Origin of the sequence: Streptomyces sp. 35G-GA-8, from assembly GCF_023534745.1 — a bacterium.
Taxonomy (GTDB): Bacteria; Actinomycetota; Actinomycetes; order Streptomycetales; family Streptomycetaceae; genus Streptomyces.
The window spans coordinates 610,344-636,281 of sequence record NZ_JAMHJQ010000003.1 but is presented as its reverse complement, the minus strand read 5'-3'; the positions used below and the strand labels follow the sequence as shown (position 1 = coordinate 636,281).

Annotated in this window: 27 protein-coding genes and 2 pseudogenes; 8 read left to right on the top strand and 21 right to left on the bottom strand. The window is 68.6% G+C overall.

What is annotated here, in order from left to right; all coding sequences use genetic code 11:
* Positions 1-114: 114 nt before the first annotated feature.
* Positions 115-321 carry a hypothetical protein gene (locus tag M1203_RS09125; protein ID WP_249949026.1) on the bottom strand — a complete coding sequence of 69 codons (207 nt, stop codon included), beginning with the start codon at positions 319-321 and terminating at the stop codon, positions 115-117.
* A 226-nt stretch (positions 322-547) separates the two neighbouring features.
* On the opposite strand from M1203_RS09125, the gene M1203_RS09120 reads away from it, so the two are divergent.
* Entirely contained in the window at positions 548-769 is a 222-nt protein-coding gene (locus M1203_RS09120; protein WP_249949025.1) for a hypothetical protein, read from the top strand.
* A gap of 25 nt (positions 770-794) precedes the next feature.
* On the opposite strand, the gene M1203_RS09115 is transcribed toward M1203_RS09120, so the two are convergent.
* The 4 genes from M1203_RS09115 to M1203_RS09100 form a co-directional block, all read right to left on the bottom strand.
* Positions 795-1,639, bottom strand: a protein-coding gene (locus tag M1203_RS09115) for an IS5 family transposase (protein WP_308404855.1) whose coding sequence is annotated in 2 segments (ribosomal slippage) — positions 795-1,283 and positions 1,286-1,639 — 843 coding nt in all. Because the reading frame shifts where the segments join, the coding sequence is not laid out codon by codon here.
* Positions 1,640-1,853: 214 nt separating this feature from the next.
* Positions 1,854-2,330, bottom strand: coding sequence for a hypothetical protein (locus M1203_RS09110; RefSeq protein ID WP_249949024.1), 477 nt, complete (start codon positions 2,328-2,330; stop codon positions 1,854-1,856).
* 83 nt (positions 2,331-2,413) lie between these two features.
* The gene (locus M1203_RS09105; protein ID WP_249949023.1) at positions 2,414-4,234 is read right to left on the bottom strand and encodes a VWA domain-containing protein; all 1,821 of its coding nucleotides are present in this window, start codon (positions 4,232-4,234) and stop codon (positions 2,414-2,416) included.
* 94 nt (positions 4,235-4,328) lie between these two features.
* Complete coding sequence (locus tag M1203_RS09100) at positions 4,329-5,420, bottom strand: AAA family ATPase (protein ID WP_374402540.1); 1,092 nt, start codon at positions 5,418-5,420, stop codon at positions 4,329-4,331.
* A 438-nt stretch (positions 5,421-5,858) separates the two neighbouring features.
* Here M1203_RS09100 and M1203_RS38685 point away from each other — a divergent pair, with 438 nt between their 5' ends.
* On the top strand, positions 5,859-5,993 hold the full coding sequence (locus tag M1203_RS38685) for a hypothetical protein (protein WP_283958322.1): 135 nt from the start codon (positions 5,859-5,861) through the stop codon (positions 5,991-5,993).
* 318 nt (positions 5,994-6,311) lie between these two features.
* Here M1203_RS38685 and M1203_RS09095 read toward each other — a convergent pair whose 3' ends face one another.
* The 13 genes from M1203_RS09095 to M1203_RS09035 form a co-directional block, all read right to left on the bottom strand.
* Positions 6,312-9,107, bottom strand: a complete 2,796-nt coding sequence (locus M1203_RS09095) for a BTAD domain-containing putative transcriptional regulator (protein WP_249949021.1) — start codon at positions 9,105-9,107, stop codon at positions 6,312-6,314.
* A 49-nt stretch (positions 9,108-9,156) separates the two neighbouring features.
* Complete coding sequence (locus M1203_RS09090) at positions 9,157-9,606, bottom strand: pilus assembly protein TadG-related protein (protein WP_249949020.1); 450 nt, start codon at positions 9,604-9,606, stop codon at positions 9,157-9,159.
* Positions 9,603-9,983, bottom strand: coding sequence for a TadE/TadG family type IV pilus assembly protein (locus tag M1203_RS09085; RefSeq protein WP_249949087.1), 381 nt, complete (start codon positions 9,981-9,983; stop codon positions 9,603-9,605). The genes M1203_RS09090 and M1203_RS09085 overlap by 4 nt, the downstream gene beginning before the upstream one ends.
* A gap of 50 nt (positions 9,984-10,033) precedes the next feature.
* On the bottom strand, positions 10,034-10,447 hold the full coding sequence (locus M1203_RS09080) for a TadE/TadG family type IV pilus assembly protein (protein WP_249949019.1): 414 nt from the start codon (positions 10,445-10,447) through the stop codon (positions 10,034-10,036).
* A 3-nt stretch (positions 10,448-10,450) separates the two neighbouring features.
* Positions 10,451-10,648, bottom strand: coding sequence for a hypothetical protein (locus M1203_RS09075; protein ID WP_249949018.1), 198 nt, complete (start codon positions 10,646-10,648; stop codon positions 10,451-10,453).
* A 43-nt stretch (positions 10,649-10,691) separates the two neighbouring features.
* Complete coding sequence (locus tag M1203_RS09070; RefSeq protein ID WP_249949017.1) at positions 10,692-11,591, bottom strand: type II secretion system F family protein; 900 nt, start codon at positions 11,589-11,591, stop codon at positions 10,692-10,694.
* A complete protein-coding gene (locus M1203_RS09065) occupies positions 11,588-12,508 on the bottom strand; it encodes a type II secretion system F family protein (protein ID WP_249949016.1) in 921 nt (306 codons plus the stop codon). Before M1203_RS09065 ends, M1203_RS09070 begins: the two co-directional genes overlap by 4 nt.
* Complete coding sequence (locus M1203_RS09060; RefSeq protein ID WP_249949015.1) at positions 12,508-13,857, bottom strand: ATPase, T2SS/T4P/T4SS family; 1,350 nt, start codon at positions 13,855-13,857, stop codon at positions 12,508-12,510. The genes M1203_RS09065 and M1203_RS09060 overlap by 1 nt, the downstream gene beginning before the upstream one ends.
* Positions 13,854-14,657: a hypothetical protein gene (locus tag M1203_RS09055; RefSeq protein ID WP_249949014.1), complete on the bottom strand. Its 804-nt coding sequence runs from the start codon at positions 14,655-14,657 to the stop codon at positions 13,854-13,856. Before M1203_RS09055 ends, M1203_RS09060 begins: the two co-directional genes overlap by 4 nt.
* A gap of 50 nt (positions 14,658-14,707) precedes the next feature.
* Positions 14,708-15,262 carry an SAF domain-containing protein gene (locus tag M1203_RS09050; protein WP_249949013.1) on the bottom strand — a complete coding sequence of 185 codons (555 nt, stop codon included), beginning with the start codon at positions 15,260-15,262 and terminating at the stop codon, positions 14,708-14,710.
* Between the two features lie 229 nt (positions 15,263-15,491).
* Positions 15,492-16,319, bottom strand: coding sequence for a hypothetical protein (locus M1203_RS09045; RefSeq protein ID WP_308404854.1), 828 nt, complete (start codon positions 16,317-16,319; stop codon positions 15,492-15,494).
* Between the two features lie 14 nt (positions 16,320-16,333).
* Positions 16,334-16,609 carry a hypothetical protein gene (locus tag M1203_RS09040; RefSeq protein WP_249949012.1) on the bottom strand — a complete coding sequence of 92 codons (276 nt, stop codon included), beginning with the start codon at positions 16,607-16,609 and terminating at the stop codon, positions 16,334-16,336.
* Positions 16,610-17,117: 508 nt separating this feature from the next.
* Positions 17,118-17,609, bottom strand: coding sequence for an ATP-binding protein (locus M1203_RS09035; RefSeq protein ID WP_283958421.1), 492 nt, complete (start codon positions 17,607-17,609; stop codon positions 17,118-17,120).
* 676 nt (positions 17,610-18,285) lie between these two features.
* Here M1203_RS09035 and M1203_RS09030 point away from each other — a divergent pair.
* The 6 genes and pseudogenes from M1203_RS09030 to M1203_RS09005 form a co-directional block, all read left to right on the top strand.
* Entirely contained in the window at positions 18,286-18,681 is a 396-nt protein-coding gene (locus M1203_RS09030; RefSeq protein WP_249949011.1) for a hypothetical protein, read from the top strand.
* 269 nt (positions 18,682-18,950) lie between these two features.
* Positions 18,951-19,346 carry a hypothetical protein gene (locus M1203_RS09025; protein ID WP_249949010.1) on the top strand — a complete coding sequence of 132 codons (396 nt, stop codon included), beginning with the start codon at positions 18,951-18,953 and terminating at the stop codon, positions 19,344-19,346.
* Positions 19,343-19,711 carry a hypothetical protein gene (locus tag M1203_RS09020; RefSeq protein ID WP_249949009.1) on the top strand — a complete coding sequence of 123 codons (369 nt, stop codon included), beginning with the start codon at positions 19,343-19,345 and terminating at the stop codon, positions 19,709-19,711. The genes M1203_RS09025 and M1203_RS09020 overlap by 4 nt, the downstream gene beginning before the upstream one ends.
* 146 nt (positions 19,712-19,857) lie before the next feature.
* A pseudogene (locus M1203_RS09015) lies at positions 19,858-20,919 on the top strand (IS630 family transposase); the annotation flags it as partial.
* A gap of 48 nt (positions 20,920-20,967) precedes the next feature.
* Positions 20,968-21,336 carry a hypothetical protein gene (locus M1203_RS09010; RefSeq protein WP_249949091.1) on the top strand — a complete coding sequence of 123 codons (369 nt, stop codon included), beginning with the start codon at positions 20,968-20,970 and terminating at the stop codon, positions 21,334-21,336.
* 14 nt (positions 21,337-21,350) lie between these two features.
* Positions 21,351-21,494: pseudogene (locus M1203_RS09005) on the top strand (IS5/IS1182 family transposase); the annotation flags it as partial.
* A 146-nt stretch (positions 21,495-21,640) separates the two neighbouring features.
* On the opposite strand, the gene M1203_RS09000 reads toward M1203_RS09005, so the two are convergent.
* Genes M1203_RS09000 through M1203_RS08990 form a run of 3 tightly spaced genes read right to left on the bottom strand, consistent with a single transcriptional unit; the run spans position 21,641 to position 25,928 of the window.
* Entirely contained in the window at positions 21,641-21,931 is a 291-nt protein-coding gene (locus M1203_RS09000) for a hypothetical protein (RefSeq protein WP_249949008.1), read from the bottom strand.
* A gap of 15 nt (positions 21,932-21,946) precedes the next feature.
* Positions 21,947-25,648 carry a hypothetical protein gene (locus M1203_RS08995; protein WP_249949007.1) on the bottom strand — a complete coding sequence of 1,234 codons (3,702 nt, stop codon included), beginning with the start codon at positions 25,646-25,648 and terminating at the stop codon, positions 21,947-21,949.
* Positions 25,641-25,928, bottom strand: coding sequence for a hypothetical protein (locus M1203_RS08990; RefSeq protein ID WP_249949006.1), 288 nt, complete (start codon positions 25,926-25,928; stop codon positions 25,641-25,643). Before M1203_RS08990 ends, M1203_RS08995 begins: the two co-directional genes overlap by 8 nt.
* Between the last annotated feature and the right edge of the window lie 10 nt (positions 25,929-25,938).

The window sequence follows — 25,938 nt, the reverse complement described above, 5'->3', positions numbered from 1 at the left end:
GGGGGTGCCCTCGGGGGGGGGGGGGGGGGGGGTGGTCCCCGGCCCGCCGTATGGGTTTCGGGTTGGTGGGGTGGGGCCCGGGTGTGTGGGCCCCACATGGTCAACGTCGCCCGGTCACGTCCCGGTGCGCTGCGCGGTGGCCTGGTAGCTGTCGAGCACCAGGGTGAGCTGGTTCATCTGCTGGGCGAAGCGTGCGGCGTGCAGCTCTGCGGCGTGGCCAGCGCCGTGGAGGAGGCCGGTGACGGGTACGGAGGAGGCGTCCAGGTGGGAGTTGAGGGCTTGGTCGAGGCTGTCGCGGACGTGGGCTGCGTGATGGCGCAATTTGCGGTGGAGTCGGTCGGCTTCGCGGGCGGTGGTCAGGACGAGGTCGGCCAGTTCGCTCAGTGCGGTGCCGTGTTCCTGGCGGTGGCGGCCTAGGAGCTCTCTTACAGATCTTGTTGTGTTGGCTCCTGGGCCTCCCGGATTCCGAGGGTTGCGGTTGGCGCGCGTGTGCGAGGGGGCGTAACCCGATGGCTGCCGTGTGGGCAGAGTCCTTAGGGTGGGTGGAATGACGCACAGCACTGTGGATCCGGCGACGATTACGCCGGAGATGGCTGCTCAGATCCGCACGTGGCGAGTCGACGAGGAGTACACCTGGCGTGCTGTGGCCCAGGCCGCAACCGGTCTGTGGGGTTCCGAATGGGGCAGCAACCAGCTCTACGGAGAAGATCTCTGCGTAACTGCGGCAAAGGTGCTGGGCGAAGACCCGTACCGGGAGCCGTGGAACTGACGTCGGTCAGGGCAGTACGCGCCGATCAGCGAGCGGACCAGATGAAAATTCCGGCGATGTGGAGTCCGGCCTGGTAGACGGTGGCGGTCTTCTCGTAGCGGGTGGCCAGGCCGCGCCAGTTCTTCAGGCGGTTGATGCAGCGTTCGACGGTGTTGCGCTGCTTGTAGGTGTGGCGGTCGAAGGCCGGTGGCCGGCCGCCCTTGCGGCCCTTGCGTTTGCGGTTGGCGACCTGGTCGGCCGGCTGGGGGATCACCGCACGGATCCCGCGCTGACGCAGATGCTGGCGGATGGCCCTGGAGGAGTAGGCCCGGTCCGCCAGGATCACGAGAGGTCGGGTCCGCGGCCGTCCGATCGCCCTGGGCACCCGCAGGGCGGCCATCACGTGTTCGAACGCGGGCGCGTCGCCCGCCTGACCAGGAGTGAGGACAAAGCACAGCGGGCGGCAGCGGCCGTCCGAGGCCAGGTGAATCTTCGTGGTCAGCCCGCCGCGGGAGCGTCCGATGGCATGGTGGGCGGGCTCGCCAGCCCGGGCCCCTTTTTGCGGGCCCCGGCGGCGTTCTGATGAGCACGCACGATGGTGGAGTCCACCGCGACGACCCAGTCCAGATCGCCTTCGACATCGGCCCGGGCAAGCAGAGCGGTGAAGACCATCTCCCAGGTTCCGTCGATCGCCCAGTTCCGCAGCCGACTGTAAACGCCCTTCCACGAGCCGTACTCGGCAGGCAGGTGAACCCACTGCGAGCCGGTTTGGAACTTCCAGGCGATCGCGTCGATCACCTGACGATGATCACGCCATCGACCGCCGCGCTTCGGTGTCCGGTCCGGCAACAACGGCTCTATGCGCGCCCACTGCGCGTCGCTCAACGGCACACAGGAGCAACGATTAGATGATCCAAGAGAAACGCCCTAGGAGTTGGTAGCCGTCTTCGCCGAGTGTGGCTCGTACGGCCCGGTCACCGGGTGCGGACGGGAGAGCCGGGTCTGAACTGGGCCGTGGGGAGGGGGTGCTGGCTCGTGCGGCGGTCTCTCGAACGTGGCTGGTGTACTCGGTCATGGCTGTGGGGGTCCTTCCTGCGAGGGGGAGTCAGAGGCTGGTGCCGTAGGGGCAGGTACCGGTGTGGCCTTCGTCGTGGGTGAAGGTGTCCGGCAGTGTGCTGGTGTGCGGGATGTCCTCGGGTGTGAGCGGTGGGCGCGTGAGGTGGGCGCCGAGGTCATCCAGGTGTCGGACGGTGGCGAGGGGTACCGGGGCTGTGCATTGGGGGCAGGGGCCAAGGAGTTCGAAGGCTTCGTCGTCGTAGACCGGGTAGCGGGTGAGAAAGACGTATTGCTCGCCGGTGTCGGGGCAGGTGGCGGTGGCCAGGACAGGCTCGCCCGGTGTGGTGCGGCGGCGTAGCCAGTCCGGGCTGATGGTGATGTGGTCGAGGCCGATGCCGAGGGTGGCGGCGAGGCGTACGGCGGTGCGTGCGTGTTCCTCGCCCCGGTGGGGTCCGTGCGTGCTGGTGGCGGTGTGGTGGCGGATGAACACGGCGGCGGCGTGAGCGCGTTCAGCGAGCGAGGTCATGGGGATCGGTCTCCTTCACGAGCGTGGGCGGCTGGTGATCCGGTGGGATGCCGCCCCGGACGGTCTCCGGGGCGGCACTGGGGTCAGAGGTTGACGGTGGCCAGGGCTGTGGTGGCGGCTTTACCGATCGCGGTGGCGGCCTGGGCGGGGTCGGTGAGTTCGAGGAGGGTGGTGCCGGGCAGGGGGCGGGGCTCGGGGGCGAAGGCGAGCCACAGCACCGCGCACCCCGCCGCGCGCAGGGCGGTGAGGCGTTCTGCAGCGCGGGCGGCCTCTTCCCGGCGGTAGCGGCCGTCGGAGGCGATCACCAGGAGGCGGCCCGCCCCCGGCTGGTCGAGGCCGAGTGCGGCGGTCAGGGCGTCGGTGGCCTCGGCGAGGCTGTGGCCGATCCCGCTGGCATCGAACTGCGTGACGCGCCCGGGTGCGCGGCCGGGATGGGTGATCGCGGTGATGGAGTGTTCGTAGGCGACGGTCGCGGCGCGTGAGTCCGGGTCGGTGAGGGCGGCGGCCTTGGCGACGATCCAGGCGGCGGAGGCGATCGGCTCTGCCGCGATGCTCATGGAGCCGGAGACGTCCACCGCGATGCCCACGCGCAGCGGCGGGGTCGGGCTGGGCCGGTGCACGGTACGGGTCCAGGGGGTGGCTGTCGGGGTGGCGCCCGCAGCCCGTTGGGCGTCCCTGGCCAGGGCCTGGCGCATGTTCAAACGTCCGGGTGGGGCCGCCGAGAGGGTGACGGTGGCGGTACGTTCCCGGTACGCCGCCGCACGCAGCGCTCTGGCCAACTGCCCAGCCGCAGCCTTCTCCTTACCGGTCGGGGCCCGGGTACCGGTCACCGGGGAGTGGCTGTGCTGCCGTTTGAGGGGTGTTGAGGGGGTGTAGGGGCGCCTGCCGGATGCGAAGACCTTCTCGGCCGTTTTCGCGGCCTGCCGTGCCCGGTCGTCCTGGGCAGCCTTCGCCTGCTTCCGGGCGGTACGGGCAGCCTCGACACGGGCCTGGGCTGCAGCCTGCACGGTCTCGTTTGCGACCACCGCGCTGACCACCTTGCCGATCACGTCGGCCAACTCGCCCCTGCGCCCGGTGGGTTCCGGGGCGGGTTCCGGGCCAGCGGGGTCAGCGCCGAGTGCCTGGCACCAAGCCTCGGCGTGTTCCAGCATCGCCTGCCCGTCCTCGTCCCCGGTGGTGTGAGCGGCCGTCCAGATCCTGGCGAGGGTGTCGAGGAGGTCCTTGCCGAGGATGTGAGTGACTGCCTGTTCCAGGGGCTCGGTCTCGTCGTCATCGAGGATTCCGGCATCGCGCCGGGCGAGGACCAGACCGGCCGCGCACGCGGCCTGCCACCGGTCGCTGGGAGTCTGGCTGGTGAAGCCGTCCATAACCAGCGTGCGCACGGCGGATCGCAGGAAGCGGCGGTCTCCGGGGCGGCGCGAAAGGTGGGCGTATTCGGCGCGGGATTCCTCCAGCAACTGGGCCGCCATGTCCAGGGCGGTGTCGCGCAACGGCGGCGGGGTGGTCCAGCGGCTGTGGGCGGCGTGGGCGGCCTCGTGGGCGAAGGCGCCCCAGGCGACCGGGTAATTCTCCTCGTCACCGGGCCGGGCCGGGTTGATGGTGGCCGGTCTGCGTGGGGCAAACAGCGCCCGGTCGATCTCCAGGGCTGCCAGGGCCGGGAAGAACGCGGCAGGGGCTCCTGATCGGGTCTGCTCCTCGCAGGTGACGAGCACGTCCTCGCGTCCGGCGAGTTCGGGCAGCCGCTCGGTCAGCGCGGCTGCGATCCGTAGCCAATGCCCGGCGTGCGGGCGTGGGCGCGGTTCATATGCGGGGCCGCCGTCGTCTTCCCACACGGCGATGGCCCATTCGGCCTCGGACAGGGCGGGCGGGGTCTGCTGGGCATGGGCCTGGGTGTGCGAGGGCATGGCAAATCGGTCCCTTCTGGGGGTGGAGCCCGGTGGGGTGGGGTTGTCGGCGAGCGGTGGCGGGGCCCGGGGCCCAAGGGCCCCGGGGCGCTGGTCAGAGTTGGCGGCCCAGGGCCAGGGCAGTGACGGGTTTGCCGATCGCCTTGGTGACGATCTCGGCGACCGTGTCACGGTCCTCCAGCGGGGCGATCCCGACCAGGTTGGCGAAGGCGGTCTCGGTGCCGAGCACCTCGGCGATCTTCTGAAAGGCGATCAGTTCACGTAGCTGCGGGGCCCAGCCGACCTCTCCGGCTTGCTGGCTGGTCGCCAGGTGACGGGCGATCCGCACCGCCGTCCTGTTGATCTTCAGGGCGGCGGCCAGGTCGTAGTCCGAGCCGACCTGGATCTGCACACTGAACCGGGAGGCGAGAGCCTCGGTCAGTACTGCCCCGTGTACACCCGGATTGTGACCGGCGATCACGTAGAAGCCGTCCTTGGCGGTGATTGTCTCGCCCTTGTGCGCCTTGACCTGGATCTGCCTGCGTCCGTCCATCGCCGGATACAACGCCGCCAGCACCTTCGGTGAGATGAGCGTCGCGTCATCCAGTAACAGCGCCTTCCCCTCCAACATGGCCGTGACCAAAGGCCCGTAGATAAACTCGTAACCGCCGTTCGCGTCCTGGGTGTACTCACCGACCAAGTCACCAACCGTCGTGTCACCGTCCCCGGCCACCGTGATCAGGTCCGGGAACGCCGCCTCGATGAGCGAGGTCTTCCCGGTGCCCGGAGGCCCGTACAACAAGACCGCCACCCGCGCCTCCCGCAGTCTGCGCAACGCCTCGACATCGGGCAGTTGGGCCAGCGCCCGGGGGTGGTACTGCTGCCCGTTCGGGCGCATGACCGGCAACGGCCGCCGCCCACTGGGCGGCGAGGGTACGGCCGCTGGGGCTGCCGCTGGGGCTGCCTGACGTGGTGCTGGCACGGCGGGGCTCGGGCTGGGTGGACTTGTCACGGCACGTCGCGCGGCGGCGGCCGTGGTGGAAGTCGCCCGGTACATACGGGGCTTGGAGCCGACCCGCTCCGCCTCGCCCCGCATCACCAGCGTCTCGCAGGCATTGCCGACCGCCCCGCCCGAATGCCCCAGCTTTCGCGCCAGCTCAATGACGCTGAACTCCGTCGTCGTGTTTTTGGCCAGAACGTGCGCGATCCGCGCGCGCAGCTCACCCGGGCGGGCCTTCCTGTTCATGGTGGGCGCCACCGTCACGGGCGCGGACGCCCCCTGGGACTGCGGCGCGGCGGAGGCGGCCGGTGCGTGTGGCGCGGCCCCAGGGGGCGAGGAAGGCGGCGTAGTGCTATTCGACATCACAGTGCCTTTCGTTCGTGACAGGTCAACAACTGCCGGAATTCAGCCGCCCAACAGGCACACTCCACCCGTCACTCGTTTTCGGGCGAACCCCTTTAACGGCTTTTCTATTCCCGCCTTTCCGGGAACAATTCAAATATGGCTCGACTCGCACCCCGCTTGAAGCCACATTCCGGCTTGATAATGCTGGAATTCTCGCGAATTCGCGACGGAAATTCAGGAGAATTCCCGGGCAGTCGACGTGAGGTGTCGTGCGCGGTGGCCTGCGCGACCGATTCCCAGGTGCCTGGCCGCGCCGGCGGCCCCGTCGATTTCGAGTGGACGTACGAAGAGGCGGCCTGGGGCGCCGCCGCGCCGGTCACGTCCGAGGGGCCGCACCGGTCCTGGATCAGGGGTGTGCGGGTCTGTCTGGAATAAATGAGTTGGCGAGTTGGTGAAAGGGGGTGCCGGACGGGATGAGTGGGATGTGGCCGGGGGCGGGAATGCGGGCCGGATGCGCGGGGCGGGGCGCCGGCTGTCAGTAGATCGGGTTGCGTTGCTGCACCGATATACAGTCGCCCTCGCCCGCCGGTGGCTCGTGTGGCTCCTGGCCTGTGTCTTCGGGCCGGGCGGGGGTGTCGTATCCAAGCGCGCACACGGAAGCGGCGGCGGATACGACACCGGATACGACGGGGTGAACGCCATCAGGCCGTCCGCGTCGGGCAGTGAGGCGCGCAGGCGTGGTGAGCTGTGGTTTCACCGTGTCTGACGGGATGGAGTCCTGGGCGTGATGAGGGCTTGGGTGGCCGGCTCGGGTGTGAGGCCGAGGTCTGTGAGGTGCCGTTGGAGGCGCGTGTAGGTGTGCCGGGCGGCATCGTGGCGCCCGGCGGCTTGGTAGAGGCGGATGGCGTGCTGGGCGAGGCGTTCGTGGTCGGGGTGAAGGATGCCCAGGTGCTCCAGCAGTGTGAGGACGGCGTCCTGCTCGCCTGACACATCGTTGTGCTCGGCCTGGTGGGCCAGGCGGAGGACGGCGTCGGTGGCCTGGGTGGCGAGGTGTTCGCGGATCGCGTCGGCCCACAGGTAGTCGCTGCCCTGAGCGAAGGGCCCGCGGTAGTGGGCCAGGGCGTCGCTTACTGCGGACAGGGCATCGTTCTGGGGTTCCTGTGTGCCGGAGGCGGAGAACGCTCCTTTCAGGTTGCGGCTGAAGTCCGCGAGGTCGGTTTCCACAAGTTCCGGATGGAGTTTATGGAGTTCTCCCTGGAGCAGGATGAATTCCGGTGCGGTGATTCCGGTGGCGGTACGCAGGGCGCGGCGTACGGCGCGGCGCAGGTTTTTCAGCGCGTTCTGGTCGCTGCCTGGATCGAGGTGGAGTTTATCGGCGATGTCGGAGGCGAGGAGTCCGGTGGGGTGGGCGGCGAGGAGGGCGAGGAATTCGTGTACCTCGCTACGCAGATTGGTGCCGACAGGGTCCAGGTGGTCGCGGGCGTACAGGGTGATCGGTCCGAAGACGTGGACACGTACGGGATTGTTCTGCGCCGGCCGCGATGTTTCAGCCGTGTAGGGGCGGGTGGGTGCGGTTTCGGCTGTGGGGGCGGGCGGGTTGTCGGGGCGTTCGTCGGTGGGGTGGAGGCGGGGGGTGGGGAGGCGGCGTTGGCGGGGGCGTTGGCCGTGGGCGGTGAGGAGGACTTCGGTGATGTCACGTCCGGCCTCGGGCATGAGGTGGAACAGCCTGAGGGGGTTGGGGTGTTGATCGTGGGCTTGGGGGTGGGTGGTGGTGCCGTCGTCGGCGATGTGCCAGAGGCGGGCTCCGGGCAGTGGAGTCTTCAGGGTGAGGACGATGAGTGTGCCGGGCCGGCTGCGAGCGGCCAGTGCCTGAAGCTGTCCGGTGTGGGCGGCGTCCGGGGCCGCGATGAGAAGCAGGGTGCCCGGGTCGGCTTCTGGAGTGGAGTTGGTGGTCGCCGGTCCGGTTGCCGCAGGGGCGGTGTCCTGCTCGTCCTGCGTGCGGGCGTGGGCGATCAGGTGCTGCTCGGCGGCTCGGATGGCCTGTAGGGTATCGGCGCTCTGGGTCAGGGCCGTGAACTGCGCCGGGAGTCCGGGCAGCAGGCTCTCGGCCACGTCTTCAGGGACGACCGCCGTGACACGCGCAGGCCCGGGACGCCGGCGTTCAGCGGCCGTGAGGACGCCGGTCAGCAGGGCCCGGGCAGCGCCTTCGGAACCGGGACCGGCCCAGGTGCAGCCTCCGGGCACGGCCAGCTCATTAAGGGGGACCTCGGCGTCGTCTCGGACGCCGATGGTGACCGTCTCCGTATTTCGGGGTTTCTGAGGCGGGGTGCGGTAGGTGACCAGGGCGTCAGGGTCCTGCGGGCGAGGTGGCCGGGTTGCCGCGTGGGCGGCCTGCGCGGCCTTGTCGACCAGAGGGCTCAGGGCAGGCCGCTCTTGCTCGCCGGGGTCCCGCAGCCGGTTCTGGTGCCAGTACCAGTAGCGGCGCGCGGCCAGTAAACCCGCCGCTGCGGTGATGCCGATCAGGCTCGCCTCCCCGAGGCCGATCGCGGCCGGGCCCTGCTCCGTGTCCCTCGTCCGGATCACGGACTTTTCCGTCCGATCAGTCCCCGCCCGAGTGTGATCAGTGTCTGAATGGTGACCAGTGCCCGTTCGTTGGTGGGGTGTTGGATGTGCAGGAGCGGTTTCAGCAGGCGGGGCAGGAGGCGTTGGAGGCGCGGGTTCCGGGACGGGTGCTGGTGGCGGGGGCGGGGTGGTCCGCTGGGCGATGGGGATGGTGAGGCGCCAGCCGGGTGTGATCAGGTCCGGGTCACTGAGCCTGGCTCCGTTGCCTTGGATGCGGTCTTTGTTCAGGGCGTAGATCCGTGGCCATGTGAGTGCGTCTCCCATGTGCGTGTGCGCGATGTCCCACAGGGTGTCGCCCTCCATGACCGTGTACTCGATGTACCGGACCGCATCGGCCTCGCCAGATGCGCCGGTACCTGCCGGACCGAGTCCGGCCGTCGTCGCCCGCGCCGAGGCTGTCGCTGCTGCGGCAGAAGTGGTGGGCTGTTGGTCCGGGGCGGGGATGAGCGGGGCTGTTGCGGCGATGTGTGCTCGTGCCTCGACCGGGGAGTTGGGTTGCTGGGCACTGACCGTCTGCGGGCGCCACAGGCTGATCAGGGCGATGACGAGGGTGCCGATACACAGTGCGGCCAGCGATCCCTTCACGGACAGGGCGGCGACATGTTCGTCGTGTGCGTGGCGGTTACGCAGCAGCTGGGGGAGATGGATCGTGTACCAGCAGATCTCGCGGATGACGGTGCCGGCGAAGGCGGCCCAGCACACCCAGCCCACCACGGCCAGCAGGTCGGTCATCAAAGGGTCGCTGACCGGCTGCGTCAGCCGCTGGCCGAACTCGGAGAGGGAGGAGACGTGTTCGGGCCAGGGCAGGCCGGTGGCTCGCCACAGTACATAGGGCATCCCGGCCAACAGGGCGAGTGTCACGGCCAGCGTGCCTGTTGCCGTGACGCCTGCGGTCAGCCGTCGGCGCAGCTGGGAAAGATGGCTCATCACCGGTTCGCTCTCTTCGCCCGAAAGCAGCAGTTGTGGCGAATGGTCGCTATGGGGTGCCGCGTTCCGCGCGTGCGGTGCCACTGGCGTGGACAGAGAGGGTGCGCAGGCCGATCAGCTGCAGGATCTGGGTGCGCTGGCGGTGGGTGACCCGCACGCTCACGGCATTGCCGCTCACCGACGCCGTGCCGCTGTCTCCGGTGGAGCCGATATACGTACGGGCCGCCGCGGCGGCCTTGTCGCGCACGAGCCGGACATCGCCGCCGCTCCTCAGCTGGCCGACGTCGATTTGCTGTGCGCCGGTGCGGGCAGCTTCCTGCGCGACATCCAGCGCCCTGGCCTTGCCGGCCAGCGCGAGCCCGCCGTCGATGACGATGCCGGCGAAAAGCCACAGAGCGGCGAAGACTCCGACCACGAACGCCGTGGCCTGCCCCCGGTCGCCCCCGCCCGCCATCCGGGCGCGGACCTGTGACGAAGGCGTTCGTGCTCGCCGTTTCATGGGGCGCTCCGATACGTGTCGACGGCGGAGAAGGCGGTATCGGTCAGCGGCACGTGGCCAGGCAATCCGGTGCGGGTGAGACCGCCCAGGTCGGCGGTGCAGGAGACCCTCGCCGTCACGGTGGCGCCCGGGGTGAGGCCGCCGGTGGTGAGACGGACGCTGGGGCGCGTGCAGGACGCTCCCGCCTCGCGCAGCACCGCGCTCGCCGCGTGCCGCGCCTGGGCGCGGGCTTCTTTCCCAGTGCGGGCCAGGGAGGCGGCGCGGGCGGCTTGGTGGGCGGCGTCCGCCACGACCATGCGGGCGTCAGCGAGCAGCCCGAGTGCCACTACGACCAGGAGCACGAGGACGAGCAGCGGCGTCACGAGCACCAGCTCCACCGCTGCCGAACCCCGCTCCCCGTCGTCTCGCGCGCGGTGCGCCCTCCGCGTCACCGTCGGACTCCTGTTGGGGTGGTGATCCTTTCGGTGGGGCCGGATGCCGTACCGGAGGCGTGCAGTACCAGCCCCGGGACGGGGAGTACGCGTATCACCGTTCCGTCCACGCGCACGGTGGTTCGGGTTTCGGTGCGCTCGGCGGTCACGGACGGGGCGGTCAGCACCCTGCTGCCCAGCGCGGCGAGGCTGTGCCGCGCCTGTGTGAGGCCGTCCGCCGCTGTGCCGTCGTGGGTGCGGGCGGCGGCAAGGGAGCGTTGAGCGGCGTACTGTGCGATGTGCCGTGCGTGCCAGGCCAGCGCGAACTGCACCACCAGCAGTGCGAGCAGCAGCAGAGCTGGGACGACGAGCACCAGCTGCGTACTCGCCGCCCCACGGTCGCCGTGCGATCGGTGAAGGAACGCGGTCACGTGCTAGCCGCCCAGGTCAATGCCGTTGGCCTTGGCCATGACCTTGGAGACGATGATGCCCACCACGGACATGCTCAGGATCGCCAGCAGAGCGGTGACCACGATGGTCTCGGTCGTGTAGCCCGCGTCGGAGCGGGCGTGCCGACGCACTTCGGCCAGGTGTGTACGTAGCAGGCAGGCCAGGGTGTCGAGTGGGAACATGGCGAGTGCTCTTTCCGTGGGGCTCGTACGGTGGAGTGAGGGGTCAGCTCATCGACATGACGTGGGCGAGGGCGGGGTAGCCGATCAGCAGCAGGAACGCGGCGAACAGCCCGACCACGGGCAGCGACATCCGTTCGGTCGCGGACTGTGCCGCACTGTCGGCCTCTGAGATGCGGCGCCGTCGCATCGCCCGCGCTTTCGCCGCGAGCGAGCCGTGGATCTTGGCGCCTTCGCTGCCTGCGAGGTTCAGCGTCGAGGCGAGCTCGGTCAGATCCCCGACCGACAGCTCCCGTCCGAGGTCGCCGAGGTGGGGCCAGGGGCTGGTGCGAGTGAGCTGCGCGACGTGCAGGGCGTGCCGCAGTCTCGCCGCGGCCCACCCCTCAGGGGCGGCAACAGCCTGGGCAAGGGCCTGGTGGACGCCGGCGCCGCCCGCGAGCGCGATCACCGTGAGGTCCAGGACGAGGCTGAGGGAGTGGCGCATCTCGCGGCGCCGCCGCGCCGCCTGCTGGCGTACCGACAGGTCGGGGGCGAAGAACAGGATCACGGCCAGGGCGAGTGCGCCAGCCATCGGGATCCACCAGCCTGCCGCGACACCCGCGCCCAGGTGCAGCAGCAGAGCGGCGGCCCAGGGGGCGACGAGTCCGGCCGTGGCGCAGACCGCCTTGCCCGCCAGATGGCGTTCCTCGTTGGTCTCGCACACGGCCAGGTCCGCGCGCAGCGAGGGGGTGGGGAAGCCGAGCGCCCGCACCAGCGGTACGGCGCGTCGGCCCAGCCGGGTGGCCCACTCCGCCTCTCCCGCCTCGTACGTACGCGATTCAGCGGCCGGTGTGGGAGTGTTGAGGGTGGTGAGGACGTCCGCGAGGGCGGGCCGGGGTGGCCGCAGCCCGTAGACGAGAGCCGTCGCCCCGGCGCCGAACAGCGCGCCAAGAAGCATGACGATCACCGTGTGCCTCCTGGGTCGCTGCCAGCCGTGGCGCGGAGAGCGGGCGGGCCGATGAGCCGGACTGGTTCCTCGATGCGGCCGATCGCCGTGAGATAGGTGAAACTCGCAGCGAACAGGGCACCCACCACCGCGAGAACCGCCTGCCCCGTGACTGTGTTGAACGGGTCCAGATAAGGGCGGTTGAAGACGACGAGCCCCACGGCCATGCCCAGGGTGACGATCACCGTGACACGCACCCCGGTACGCACGCTCGCCCGTCCGGCGTCGATGCGCTGCCGCATGGCCACCTGCTCACGCACCGACTCCGCCAACTCACCAAGAAGCGGTCCGAGTTTGCTGGCCTGCTGTTCGGCCGCCATCACCAGCGCGGCCACCACCACATCGGCCAGCGGGTCATCGGCCTCCTCGGCGAACTCCCGCAGCGCGGCCGGCAACGGGCGCCCCGACCGTACGGCGACGGCCAGACGGCGCATCTCAGCCTCCAGCGCGGCCGGGGCGATGTCCGAGGTGGCCAGCACCGCCTGCTCCAGACCGGCCGCCGCGGACAGAGTGTCGCGCAGCATCTCTGTCCACGTAGCCAGCGCCTCCATCCGTTCTGTACGCCGTGCCGCCTGCCGGTCAGGGCCGAGCAGGCCGGGAAGGGTGAGCATGGCAACCGTGGTCAGTACCGCCGCCACCGGCCACGTTGTCAGCGCCCCGGCGACCGCCCCGGCCACCGTCACGATCACCACGCGGCGCGGGGTCCAGTCCCCAGGCAGCCGTGCCACCAGCACACGCCACACTCCAGGCCCAGGCCGCTCCTCGCGCGCCGCCCGCCGCACAGCACCGTAGCCGATGGCCACCAGGCCCAGGCCGAACAGCGTCCCGCACGCCACCGCCACGCCCGTCCACGAACCCGGGCCGAACAGACCGCTCATCAGGCCGCACCCCACCACTGGAAGCCGGTGCCCTGAACGTCCAGTCCCGCGAGGACCAGGTCATCAAGGGTCTCGCTGCGCAGTGGGGTGGCGGGCACAGCACGCCCGTCGGGGCCGGGCCGGTAGACCTCGTTGGAGACGATCTGTGCCCCGTCCGCATCGATGACCTCGCGCACCGAACCGATGACCCGGCGCCCTGTCGTGTCCCGGCCCAGGTGAACCACGAAATGGACCGCCGAGGCCACCATCAGGTTCGTCGCCTCCAGCGTGAGCCTCTCCGGGGACTGCGCGGAGTAGGAGGCGAGTTTGGTGAACACCCCCCGCGAAGTGGAAGCGTGGATGGTGGACAGCGAGCCGTCGTTGCCCTGGCTCATGGCGTTGCACATCGGGATGACCTCGGCCCCGCGGATCTCTCCCACGATGACCCGGTCCGGCGACATACGCAGCCCCCACCGCACCAGCTCCGCCTGATCGATGCCGCCCTGACCCTCGATGTTCGGCTCCCGCGCCTGCATGGCCACCACATTCGGGTGCGCCACCGGATCAGCGTCCAGACCGAGTTCGAAGGTGTCCTCGATCGTCACGAGCCGCTCGGCGGGCGGGATCTCGTGCGCGAAGGCCCGCAGCACCGTGGTCTTGCCGACATTGGTGCCGCCTCCGATGACGATGTTCTTGCGCGCCCGCACCAGTGCCCGCAGGAACGCGGCGAGCCGCTCGTCACACACGCCCAGCCGCACCAGCTCGCCCATCGAGGCAGCCGGGAAGCGGTGGCGGCGGATCGTCAGCGACACCCGCCCGGTCACCGCCATCACCGCGAACAGCCTTGAACCGTCCGGCAACTGCAGGTTCAGACGCGGCATACCCCGGTCGAAGCGCCGCTCCTCACCGCCTGCATGGGCCGCGAGCGTACGGACCAGCTCCACCAGTTCCGCGTCCGAGGCAGCCACCGGGCTCTCCCGGCGCCACCCACCCGCCGCGTCCTTGACCCACACCACATCACAGCCATTGACACAGACGTTCTCGATCGCCCTGTCCGCCAGCAGCCGCTCCAGACCGCCGGTACCGAACAGCGCGTCCTTGACCGTCTGGGCGACTCGCTCCTCAGCCCCGGTGTCCATCACCGGCCTGCCCTGGGACAAGGCCAAACGCCGCTGAGTACCCAGTTCCTCGGCCAGCAGGCGTCCCACGGTAGCCCGCCGCGCGGACTCGTCCTCCGCCGGCAGACCCGCCGCCTCACGCTCTCCCGCGTACGCTGCCAGTCGCGCCGCCACACGCTGACGCACCAGATGCGCCAGCTCTCGCTCACCGGGGCCGGACAGCACACCCGGCACCAAGACCCGCTCGTTCACGACCCGCTCTCCTCAACTCCCGGCACCCGAACCTGATCCCTTCGGCTCCGCCTCACCAGCCGTGTCCCGTCACTTACGAACCCGCGATCAACGACCGCGTCCCCCGTCCCGGTACCGCTCTGCGTCGGCCCTGCCAGTTGACGGGAAAGCGTCCGTGCGGCAGTCATCAGTGGCGGCGGCCGAAACCCGGAAGCCCGAAGTGCCCTGTTCTTACGGTTGCTCATCGCGGCCACGCTCCTGGCATCCCATGGCACCCGGTGCACACGCTCGATACCGAGGGACTCCCTGATCTCCTTCGCCGGATAAGGGCACGGCCCCACCACGGCAAGCGTCAGCCGGCTGGCAAACTCGCCAACGTCCAGGCCACACGAGGACACATGCGTCAACGGCTCCGCCCCGCCCCGCGCCACCAGCACCATCTGGTCTGCCGCATCCAGCAGGGGCGCCACGTCCTCGGTCAGGCGCCCCACATCCAGCAGCACCGTGCCCCGATCGTGGTCATCCCCCAGCAGCACGCGACGCCCCGCTTCACCGGCCAGCAGACGCACGGCCTCCCGGCACGAGCCACGCCCCGGCACCGAGACCACCGCACGCAACCCGAAGGGGAGTTCGCACGCCGCTCCCAGCAGCGACCCCGGCTGCGGCTTCCCCGCCGCCGCCGCGACGTCCAGCAGCGAGGGCGCCGTCGGCAGACCGAACCGGATCATCAGGTCACCGCCCGAGGCGTCCGCCTCGACCATCACCGGCCGCACCCCACCATCAACACGAGACGGCCATTGCGCAGCCAGAGCCAGCGCCATCGTCGTCACCCCCGGCGCACCCGAAACCGACCCCATCACGACCAGTCGCCTCACGGAGCCTCGCGCCCTTCCGCGGGCAGCACCACTACACGCGGATGCTCCAGCTGCGCCGCACGACGTGCCGCCCCGGTCTCGACCAACAACGTCACCACCCGCGGCCCGCCAGCAGACTCCGCCTCCCGCACCCCCGCCACCGTCCCCGTCACGGCCGAGACCGCCTTCGCCTCCGGGTCGTTCACCGCTCCGGCGCCAGCCGGGCCGGGAAGGACCGCGACACGTTCCCCACGAGCCAGATCCGGCGGCGCACCCCCCGGCTCCACCGCGAACGCGACCTGCGAGAAGCCCTTCGGCGGGAAGGCGGCACGGGTGCCCACCTGCCCGGGTGCCAGCAATGCCCCAGCCACCAATGGCACCCGCGCCCGCCGCCCAAGCACCTCACCCCGTTCCGAAACGGGCACCACGCCCACGTCCGCGGCCACCTCGACGACGCGCACATCAATCGGCTTCAGTACCTGACCGGCCGGCACGTCGCGAGCCGCCACCAGAACCTGATCCCGCTCTCCTACCGTCCGCGCGACCAGTGTGAAGCCGACCGCCGAGACCACTACCGCTCCCACCCCTGCCCACACCCAGCCCAGCCTGCGCCTCCGGGCGCCCGTCACCGCTGGCCGCTGCTCGGGGCCCGACTCGCGTGCGCCCGGCACTCGAAGCCCACCGCCCCTCGCAGGAGCGGAAGAAGACATGGAGGTACCCACAATTCACCTCGCGATCAAGAAAATTCCGATGTCCACCGACCAGGCCGACCCATACCGGCCGCGCCGTTACACCAGACCGTCAGTGCGTCACGACGGCCTGCACCTCATCCACCACCAGCCGCCGCTCAGCGGTCATGGTCAGCCCCGGCACCACACCGCTCTGCCCAGCGCCGTGCCATTCGACATCCCAGATCACCCGCACCGCCACCGTGTACGCGCCGCCCGGAACGGACAGCGATGCCCGCCGGTAGGTGTAACCACAGTCCGGCGACGACGCCTTGGGGGTGTACGCGTCCGAGTACGGCGTTCCCGGCCCTCCGCACACCACCTCACCGCCCTCACCCATCGACCACACCACCTCTCGTGGCCGGGCCGTCGCCGTCACCTCCACAGCTTCCACCGCAGCGGACACGGACATAGGCCCCCACGAATCACGCTCCACCCACATCCACGTCGGCACATGGACCACCTGCGCCAAATCCTCATCCGGACTCGTACGGATCACCGGCGACGGCAACTCCAACCGCTCCACCGCTCGCTGGACGACCACCTCCACAGGAACCCGCCGCCCACCGCCCGACTCCGGCTTCTTCGCCGCCTTGCCGTCGAAGCGCGGCAAGATCCCCAAACCGCCACCCAAGTCGAACTCCCAACCGCTCGACGAAATGGTCGGCGGCCCTTTCGGACCTTCACCGCCACCGCCGCCACTGGGCCTCACAGGCCCTCCGGGCGGCACCGGCCTGCTCTTCCCTGCCTTGCCCGGGCTCCTCGTGACGCTCTTCGCCTCCGCGTCGCACGAACCAGGTACGCATGTCAGGCCGACGCCAGTGCTCAATCCGTCGTCGGCGGCCACGTCATGTGCCGCGAGCAGTACCGTGATACCCGCCGCGACCACTGCAACCGGCACAGCGGGACCAGTCCTCAGCACGTCCCCACCTGGTCGATGTACAGACGCTCAACTTTCCAGACGCCGCCATGCTGCTCGACGGTGGCATCCACGCGATGGTGGCCTCCAGGTACGCCGTTCTCAGGCTTGCCAGCAGCGGTGTAGTGCAACCAATCGGTGGCGTCGACGCAATCTCGGATCACCGACTTCGTCGCTTCGCTGCTCTCCACGGCGGGCGTGAGGTGAAGCGGCCCCTTGGTGACGACGCCCTTCCTGCGGTCCTGCGTCATCATGTAGCGCAGCAGCTCCAACGCTCCTCCTGAAGCATGAGCCTTCAGCCGCGGATGCTTCGCATCCGATCTCGCGGCAGCGACGGTGAGGTCATCCCACATTGCCCGGTAGGCGACGAGCGACTCCGAAGGCTTGCCCTCAGGTGGTTGAGGAGCGGACGTCCGGGCTCTCTCCTCCGTTGATGGCTTTGCATCTGTCGGGCCGCCAGCACAACCCACCAGCAGCCCCGTGATCAGCGCACTCGCCCCAGCCAGGAGTGCATTGGCTCGCACTGCTTCATCACCGTCCCCACCTTTCGTCACTCTCTCGACATGTATAGCAACCATGAGTGAGTGAGTGGGGCTTGATGCACGGGGTGTTGCGTCAACAAGCCGCGACAGGAGGGGTGAATTCACCGCCATTTTCGTCCTGTTACATGAAGATGCTCCGTCTGGCCTTTCTCGGAGAAGAAGAGCGGGGCCTGTTGATCGGCTGATCGTCAAGCCCCGATGGGCCATCCCTGCTGGCACAGGAGCAAGCGTCCGAGCGCTACGAGGACCTCAACGGATCACGTGGAGCAGCCGGCAGAGCCAACCAGGCTGTCTTCGTGCCCCTGCGGATTCGGAATCCCCATGCGCCCTTGGTCAGTTCGTGCACGATGTGCAGGCCGCGACCTCGTTCGGAGAGCAGCGCACACAGGTCCTCCAGGCCGCCTCCTCGGTGCTCTTCCGCCGGTGAGAACGGTTCCTGAGCCGGGAACACAGGCATCCTCGGCATACGTGGATCACGGTCTTCGACTTCACAGATCACTCCGTCGGCGATGCGCCGCAGCCGCAGCTCGTACGGCCCCACCGCATGCTCAGAAGCGTTGGCGACGAACTCGGAGACAGCCAGCACCGCGTCGCTGATCAGCATTCCGTCATAGCCGAGCTCGTCGAGGGCGCAGCGCAGTGCGGTGCGGGCCTGCGCCGGGGCGTCGGGAGTGCGGCTCGTCCAGCACCACAAGACGACGGGGAGGGCTCCCAGAGTACGGTTTAGCATCATCGCCGCCCTCCGCGAGCCGCGTGACGGCCTTGTGTGACACGGCGGTGGCGGCCTCGTCCGGGGCGTACGTAGTCGCGCGCTTCGAAGAGCGCGTACGGGGTGGCTGCCGTTACAAAAGGCAGCAGCAAAAGGAGGGTGAAGAGGGTGGGTGCCACGGCAGAGACCTCCCGGCGATCGCGGTTTGGACGCGACCACCACACCCTGGCTCCGGTGAAGAGCGGAATACCCCTCTCACCAGCTCTCTCAGAGACTTTCCATCACTTTGGACATCGCTCCTCCAAAGACGGCCGTCTCATCCCGGACCGGTGCCGAAGTTCCGGAAGGCTGCGGCAAATGGCGGACCTCATTGGTTGCTTGACGTAGTGGGACAGGCCCTGGCCGATTGCTCGGCCGTCTGTTTCGAACCGCGGTGCGCGACAACAGGTACGGAGGGACGCTGAGGCCCCAGGGCGACCCGTCTCGTGGCGCTGCTGCTGCGAGGCGCACCACTTTTGCGGAAAGACCGGAACACTTCGCCTTCAGAAGACGCACGTCGGCGCCGGCAGAGTCGGCCCGACGCTGGGTTGCAGGGCGATCGTGCCTCTGACGTGGCCTGAACCGGACTCGTGCAGAAATTACGGCGGCCGTCAACCCCTTGGGTGATTGTCTGGCAGCCGCCGTTACCCTCCGCCACATGGATCTCGTTGGGCCAACTATGAAGCAGATGGCCTGCGCCGCTGGAGCGGCGCTTCTCGCCCTGGTTGGTGTCACCACTCCCGCGCACGCGGACGCAACTGTGGAGGAAGGCAAGGTCGGGCTGACCGTCAAGGGCAAGGGATTGGTGGTGAACCGGGCTGGAGGCTGGGTGGACGGGCACGGCACGGGTGTAGAGGCTCGCCTGTACAGGGTCTACAAGGGCGGGCGATCAAATATCACGGGCTGGAAGGACGCAACCCCGGTCAGCGTGGGCATGACGAGGTTCTCCGACGTGAACTGGAACCTGAAAGGTCGGAAGTTCCCAGACGGCACCTGGCTCTGCATCGAGTTCAACAAGGATGGCGACTCTCCATGTGCGAAGATCCACCGCTGACATCTCCTCCCCTTGACGGTTCACGGCACCCTTGCCTCCGTGCCGAGGGAAGACCTCATGTCCCTCCCGAGCGGGACATGACCGGTGCGGAACTGGCGGCGAAAGACAGTCGCGAAGGACACATCTGAGGCGGCGGGGCCGTCTGTGGTCGAGCTGCACTCCGGCCCGGGTGTCCGTGGCGGGCGTGCGTCGTACCGGGCCTGCCGGCGTGGAACGCCTGCGACGACCCGTGCGGTGAAGAGGGAGGTGGCGGCCAGCTGTCGGTGTCCGTGGCCCGTATTTATGGCAGCAGCGACGCGGAATTCCCCAGCGAGTCCCGCGTCGTCCAGGGCGTGCGGGCCTGTACGGCGCCGCCCGTCACCGCGCTGGAACTGGTTGTCACCCTGCTGCGGTGCGCGCCGACCTTCACCGAAGTCGGCTGCCCGCCGACGTGCGACGAGCTGACGCGGGCCTCGCAGGTCCTCCACGTCGACATGGTCACGGTCTATTACGCGCTGCTGTGCTGCTTGCCAGGCACTCAGCAGTCGCGGCGCGGCCGACGGTTCGTGATGGGCGTCCAGAAGGTCATCGGGCCGGAAGGCGGTTGCGTCGGCCTGGAGCAGCGCGTCACCGTGGCGTTGCCGGGTTGCGGGAAGTGCCCGGATGGTGGAGAGGAGTCGCCGTGAGCGTAGAGGTACGGCTCGATCCTGGCCGGATCGCGCGGACGCTGCGGCTGCGCAACAGAGTGGTCGCGCGGCGGCTGGCCGAGCGGACGGCGCGGATCGCGGAGCGCGAGGCGCCCGGGTCCATGGGCCGGTACGTGTCCTGGAAGGTGCAGGACGGGCCGGGCGGCCTCAATGGGGTCATCGTCTGCGACCACCCGGCAGTGCGGTACGTCCTCGACGGCACCCGGCCGCACATCATCCGCCCGCGCAGGGCGAAGGCGTTGAGGTTCGAAGTGGGCGGCCGGGTGGTGTACGCGGCGTACGCCCGGCACCCGGGGACGAGGGCGAGCAATTTCCTCGCCCGAGCGCTGAGGCAGGGACGCTGACCTTCCGGGTGTTTCCTGTTTCCAATATGAATTGGAAACAGAAACCGCTGGTGAAGCTAGTGTCTTGTGATTCTGTTTGTGGAACCTGAGGCGTCCATGGTCGTTGAGTCGGGTACGGATCGCTCCTTTGAACAGATGCCTGAGCTGCGGGAGTTGGCGGTTCGCGAGATGTGCCGACGCTCGTGGCGCTTCGCGCTCGGATCGTGTTGTGGTCGGCCGAGGGGCGGCGGCGAAAGGACATCGCCGAGCTTGCCGGTGTGGCACCGCTTACGGTGGACCGCTGCAAGGCCCGCTATGCGGAGCGGGGTTTGGCCGGGCTGGAGGACAAAAGCCGGGGCGGGCCACGAACTCAGGTGCCGCCTCGGGTGAGGGCCCGGGTGATCGCTTTGACGAGGATGTCCCCGCCGGCGGATTCCGGGCTCTCGCACTGGTCGACGCGGACGCTGGCCGATCACTTGAGGCTACGTGAGGGCGTTTCGGTGTCCTGGCATTACGGTGCCCGCGTCTGGCGTGAGGAGAATCTGAAACCACACCGTTCGGGCACCTTCAGGATCTCGAAAGACCCGGGATTCGCGGAGAAGGCCGCCGATGTTGTCGGTTTGTACCTGGCCCCGCCCGGTGGCGCCGTGGTGCTGTCGGTCGACGAGAAGACGCAGGTGCAGGCCCTGGACCGGACCCAGCCGGTGCTGCCGGTGGCCTTCGCGGTTACCGGGCAGCGCACCCACGACTACGTCCGGCACGGCACCACGAACCTGTTTGCCGCGCTGAACGTCACGACCGGTGAAGTGCTGGACGAGTGCAAGCCGAACCGGAACGGCGCGAGCTTCCTGGCGTTCCTGAAGAAAGCCGTCGAGCCGCATACGGGGAAGGAGATCCATGTCGTCCTGGACAACCTGTCCACGCACACCACTCCGGACGTGAAGGCGTAGCTGGCGAAGAAGCCGCACGTCCACTTCCATTTCACCCCTGTCGGATCCTCGTGGCTGAACCAGATCGAGATCTGGTTCGGGATCACCACCCGGCAGTCCATCCGCCGCGGCACGTTCTCGAGTGTCAACGTCCTGGTCAAACAGATCCGCGACTACATCAACTCCTGGAACGAGAACACGAAACCCTTCACCTGGACCGCCACCGCGGACGAGATCCTCGCCAAGGTCCGACTCGTCCAGGCCAGCATGAAGAAACTCGTCAATAACAACTCGAAGTAACGCAATCAGGATCACGAGACACTAGGTGGCGGACTGCACGATGGATGAATGGAGATCACCCCTCAGTTCACGGTAACGGAAGGAATCTTTGAGGCGGCGGCGGCTGGAATTGCCGCCCATGCCCCTGACGTTGGGCCCCTGGAGTGGGAGAGGTTCACGGCGCCCGGGGGCTGGTTACTCATTCTCGACGACCAGGGCGAGCTGTCGAAGGCGGAGATGAGCCTGCTCGTCACCGCTGAGCGCACGGTTCGGCTCAGCGTCTGTGTCCGCCCTGACCTGCGGGGCGGGCAGAAGCCCATGCCGTACAACCACCCGTGGTCGTCGTTCACCGGCCATGTCTTGCTCGGCGGCTACGCCGAAGACCGCCACGCGCAAGACGGGGGGCGGAGTGCGCTCAAGCCTCGGGGTCCGGCATAACAGCCACGCGGCGAACACGACGGACGGTCAACCGGGCACTGGCCGCATCCCGGGCACCCGTCGGGCGGCGCACGGTACTGCTGAAGTCCTGGCGGATCTTCCGAAGATCCCGGATCAGCGCCAACCGTATGACGTCAGTCGCCAAGGCCGCCCTAGCACCGCTGAAAAGGCTCGCTGAATCCATTAGACCGCGCGCCGTGCCTTCCGCAGGCTGCACCTCTGTGTCAAGTACGGAACTGGGGACGCGGCGTCGGCCTGTGCCGCCCGTGGGGGCTACACAGGCCGACGTCAATTGGTTGACAGGTCAGTCGCCGATGAAGTGCAGGTAGCCAGTCCGGTGAATGGCTTGCCTTGCACCGTCTACCACCTGCTGGACGACAGGGGTTCGGTCGTCCTCGGGAAGTGATTCCAGCTCTTTCACGAGCTGGCGCAACTGGATGCTGTTGAACAGGGTTTCCCCGTACTTGTTCACTCCGAAGCGCAGACTTTCCTCGGGCGCCGACTCACAGACACGCATAAAGGAAGCCTCCTCATCGTCTGTGAAGGCACTCATCCGGCCGCGCCATAGATCTTCCACGTAGATACCGAGTCCCATTTTCCCTCTCGCTGGTCAGTGTGGATACATTGTTATGACGTCGCCTCCGCCGTTTATCACGAGCGTGACGAATGATGCGGGAAGCGAATTGTTCAGCTCGGATGTGTATCCGACTCCTGGGTGCTTGAAGGTCTTCTCATAGTAACCGCGAGGATTCTTCACGAAATTCGCCGAGTCAGCAAGAGCTGTACTGAGCAGCTTGTGCAGGTCGACATCCGTCAGGCTTGGTTTGAAGAGTCCCTTGCTTCGGTCGACTGAGACTCCTCCGGGGAAGTGTGTGTCCCGCAGGAGCTTGATGGAGCGTGGGTCCAGCGACGGGATTTTTGCTCCGGCAGGGAGTTTATAGTCGCAGTAGTCGTCCCAACCTCCGCCAGCGGCCATTGTCGCGGACGAAGAGGCCCGCAGCGCTGCACTCTTGGCCGTCGGGCAGACAGGCGGCTTCGGGTTCTCCTCCGGTCCCTTCTTCAGCTTCTCGATCAGCTCGCGGTACCGCTCAAGTGTGCGCTTGGCGGTCTTGGAGGCGTCGAAGAAGGCGTCGATGCCGCTGACGGTCCGGTCGATGGCCTTGATGACCTTGGGGGCCTTGAGGACGCTGAGGGCCACGCTGGCGACGTCGAACAGGGCCCACAGGCAGCTCTCGAGGTCGCGGGTTGACACACAGTTGACGATGTTGTCGATACCGAAGACCTCAAGGAGGATGTCGTCGCCGTTCTCCTTGATCCAGTCGATGACGTGCATCGCGGCGAGCTTCTTGGCGGCGCGGAACTCCTCCACGCATTGCTGGCCGCAATATTCCCGCAGAAGCGCTTCCTCATCCGTCGACAGATCCGGCCCAGTGGTGTCCTGTTTGCTGGACTCCGCCCACGCGGCGTACTCGGCCGCAGCACGTTTGCGCGCCTCGGCCTCGGCGCGCGTCGCGGCCGCGTCGGCGTCCTTGGCCGCGGTGTCGGCGTTGCTTGCCGCCGTCTCCGCCGCGGTGGCGTCCTTTTCTGCTCTGGTCGCGGTGGAATCCGCGGTGGTCGCGTCCTTCTGCGCGGCTGTCGCGGCCGAGCGGGCGCTGCCGGCATCCTTCTCGGCATCGGAAGCAGCCGCGTTGGCGGCGGCGGCTTCACGTTCGGCGTCGCGGGCTGCCGAGTCGGCGTAGAAGGCGTCGCTGCCGGCCTGGGTGTTGTAGGCGGTGGTGTTGGTGTCGGCTTTCTTGGCCGCTGTGGCGGACTTGGCTGCCGCTGTCGCGGATGTGCGTGCGTCAGCGGCGGATTTCAGTGCCTTGGCCGTGTCGGCTGCTGCGGCGGCTGCTGCCTGGGCGGCGATCTTGGCGTCGCCGGCGGCCTTGTCCGCGAGGGCCTTGGCGTCGGCGGCGGCCTTGGCGGCTTCAGTGGCCTTGGACGTGGCCGCTGCTGCCTGCTGTTCGGCCAGGGGTTTGGAGATCTGGCCGACCAGGACCGCGAAGGCGGCCGCGCTGTCGGTCTCCCGGTAGGGGGTGCCGATGGAGATGGCCGTGTTGGCGGGCTTGATCACCTCAGCCGCGGAGTCACGCGCGGCGGCTGCCGACTCGGCGGCGGCGAACGCGAACCCGGCGGTCTTCGCCGACCACGCGGCCGTCCTGGCGGCCTCGTCCTTCGCGGCCAGCGCCTGCTGATGAGCCTTGAGAGAAGCCGCCTGCGCCTTCTTGGCTTCCGCTTCCGCTGTCTTGGCGTTCAACGCGGCCGAGTCGGCGGCGTCGATGGCCTCGGCGGCCGCGGCGTGAGCGGTCTGCGCGGCCGCGTAGGTCGTCTGGTAGGCCGACCACGCCCGGTCCGCGGAGGCGCGGGCGCGGGAAGCGGCACCATCGGCCCGGGTCGCCGCGGCACGCGCGTTGACAGCGGCGGTGGAGGCTTCATTGGCGGCGGTACGGGCCCGGGTGGCGGCACCGGCAGCGTCATTGGCGGCGGTACGGGCCTCGGTCGCCGCCTGCCGGGCCTCGGCCGCGGCCTCGGTTCCTTCGGCAGCCGCGGCGGCAGACTCGAGGGCCTTGGCGCGGGAAGCAGCCGCGTCCTTTCGGCGCTCGGCAGCCTCCGCCTCGTCCCGCGCCAGGTAGGCGCGGTGCTCGGCGGTCTCCGCGTCCGTGCGCTTCTCACTCGCTGTGTCGGCGGCCGCCCGGGCGGAGTCCAGCGCCCGCCCGGCGGTATCCCGTTCGCCCTGAGCCCGCTCGTTCGCCGCGCCGGCCTTGGCCCGCTCGCTGTCCGCAGTCTTGCGCTGGCTGACGGCGGCGGACATCTCCCTCTCGGCGTTTGCCCGCTCCGCCTTGGCAGTGGCTGCGGCGGCCTTGGCCGTCTTCTCCGCGCTCTCAGCCGTCGTCTGCGCCGTCTTCGCCTTGGTGGCGTTGGCCGCGGCTTCCTTGGCCTGGACATCAGCCGCCGCCGCCGCGGCCTTCGCCTGAGCGGCGGCCTCCTGAGCGGCGGCCTTACGGAACTCCGTGTTGACCGCGTGGGACTGCGTCTGGCTCAGCGCGAACAGCGCCTTGCTGTCCGCGACCGTCGCCGCCGCCGCGTTCGAGGCAGTCTCAGCGGCTTTCGCCGCAGCCTGGGCGGCGGCGTACGAAGCCTTGACCACCTGCGCGGACTGCTGCGCATACACCAGCCCACGGCCACGTGGAGCACCCAGGCCCTCCGCGATTTCGTACGCGGACTTCTGCGCTGCCTCCGACTTCGACACGGCGAATTCGGCCATGCGGACTGCCCGGCTCGCCTTGGTCGTGTTGGCGAGCGCATTCTGGCGCGCGATCTTCAGATCCCGATTGGCCTGGGCGAAAACCTCTGGCTTCGGCCGCAACGGGTCATCAGCAGGCTCGGATGCCCATTCTTTCTGCCAGAGCAGGATCTGCTCGGCCAACCAGGCCTGGCCGATCCCCGCGATCATGGCGTCAGTGGATCTCTGCATCTCGGCCGCGGCTTCAGCCTCAGCCTCGATGATCGTGTTGCGTTGCGTGGCCTGTGCCGCGTACTCCGCTTCCCACTCCGCAGTGGCGGTGGCCAGCACGGGGTTCAGGACACGGCCGGGGTCGACCGGGTTGAGGCTGTCGCATGCGCCCCAGGAGTTCTTCAGGTACTCGACCTCCACACGGAATTCGGCAGACCCCTCGGCCGGAGCCGTTGCGGGGAACCCACCGCGCCGCAGGTAGGAGGCTATGTCGCTCGCGGTATCCGCGTTGTAGTAGGGTCGGCCTGCGTCGCGGAGGATCCAGTCGATGATCTGGTCATTCCACGAGTTCTCGCCCCGGTTCTCCTCCGCGATTTCAGCGGCCCTCTGAAGCGACTTACTCGACGGAATCGCATGACCGTCTTGCCCGAGCCTGTCGATCACCCGGTGGTAGGCACCCTCGGTGAAGTCCCTTACTGCGGCACCGAATTCCGGCGCATGCAGATCGACTTCCTCCCCGTACGAGGACATCGCATAGACGCGATTCGAGTCCTCCCAGCCTTTATGCCTGGCATCGTACTGGTCGAGGTACTGGTCCGCCGACTCCTTGTCTTCGTCCGCCGCTTCGGCGAGTTCGTTCCAGTGTGCGGGAGTACCGACGATGGCAGCCAGCTCGGCGCCAGTGCCCTTCAGCCCCTCGATAGCCTTCGCCTTCAGGGATGCGCCGCCGATATGCAACGCCACGCCCGCCGTGCAGCGCAACAGCCGGGGTTCATTGCCGATACTGTTGCGGTAGGCGCCGGTGTCCTCCTCATCCACCGCTCTGGTGACGGCGAATGCCGGGACTGTCGAAATCAGAGTGGACAATACCGAACTCGCCACGAGGAGAGCGGTACCTGCCAGGAGCCGCTGTGCCTTCATGCCCGCTTTGCGACGTCGCACCGGATGACAAGGTCTTCGCATTGAATTTCCTTTCCGTGGAATCTTCGACCAGCCCAAGAAAAATCAGGGGAAGAAGTTTCACGGCATGCAAAATAGCCCGAAGGATCCATTTTCCCGCGACATGCGCAATTTCCCCCGCTTGAACCGCTGTGATCATTTCATGACCC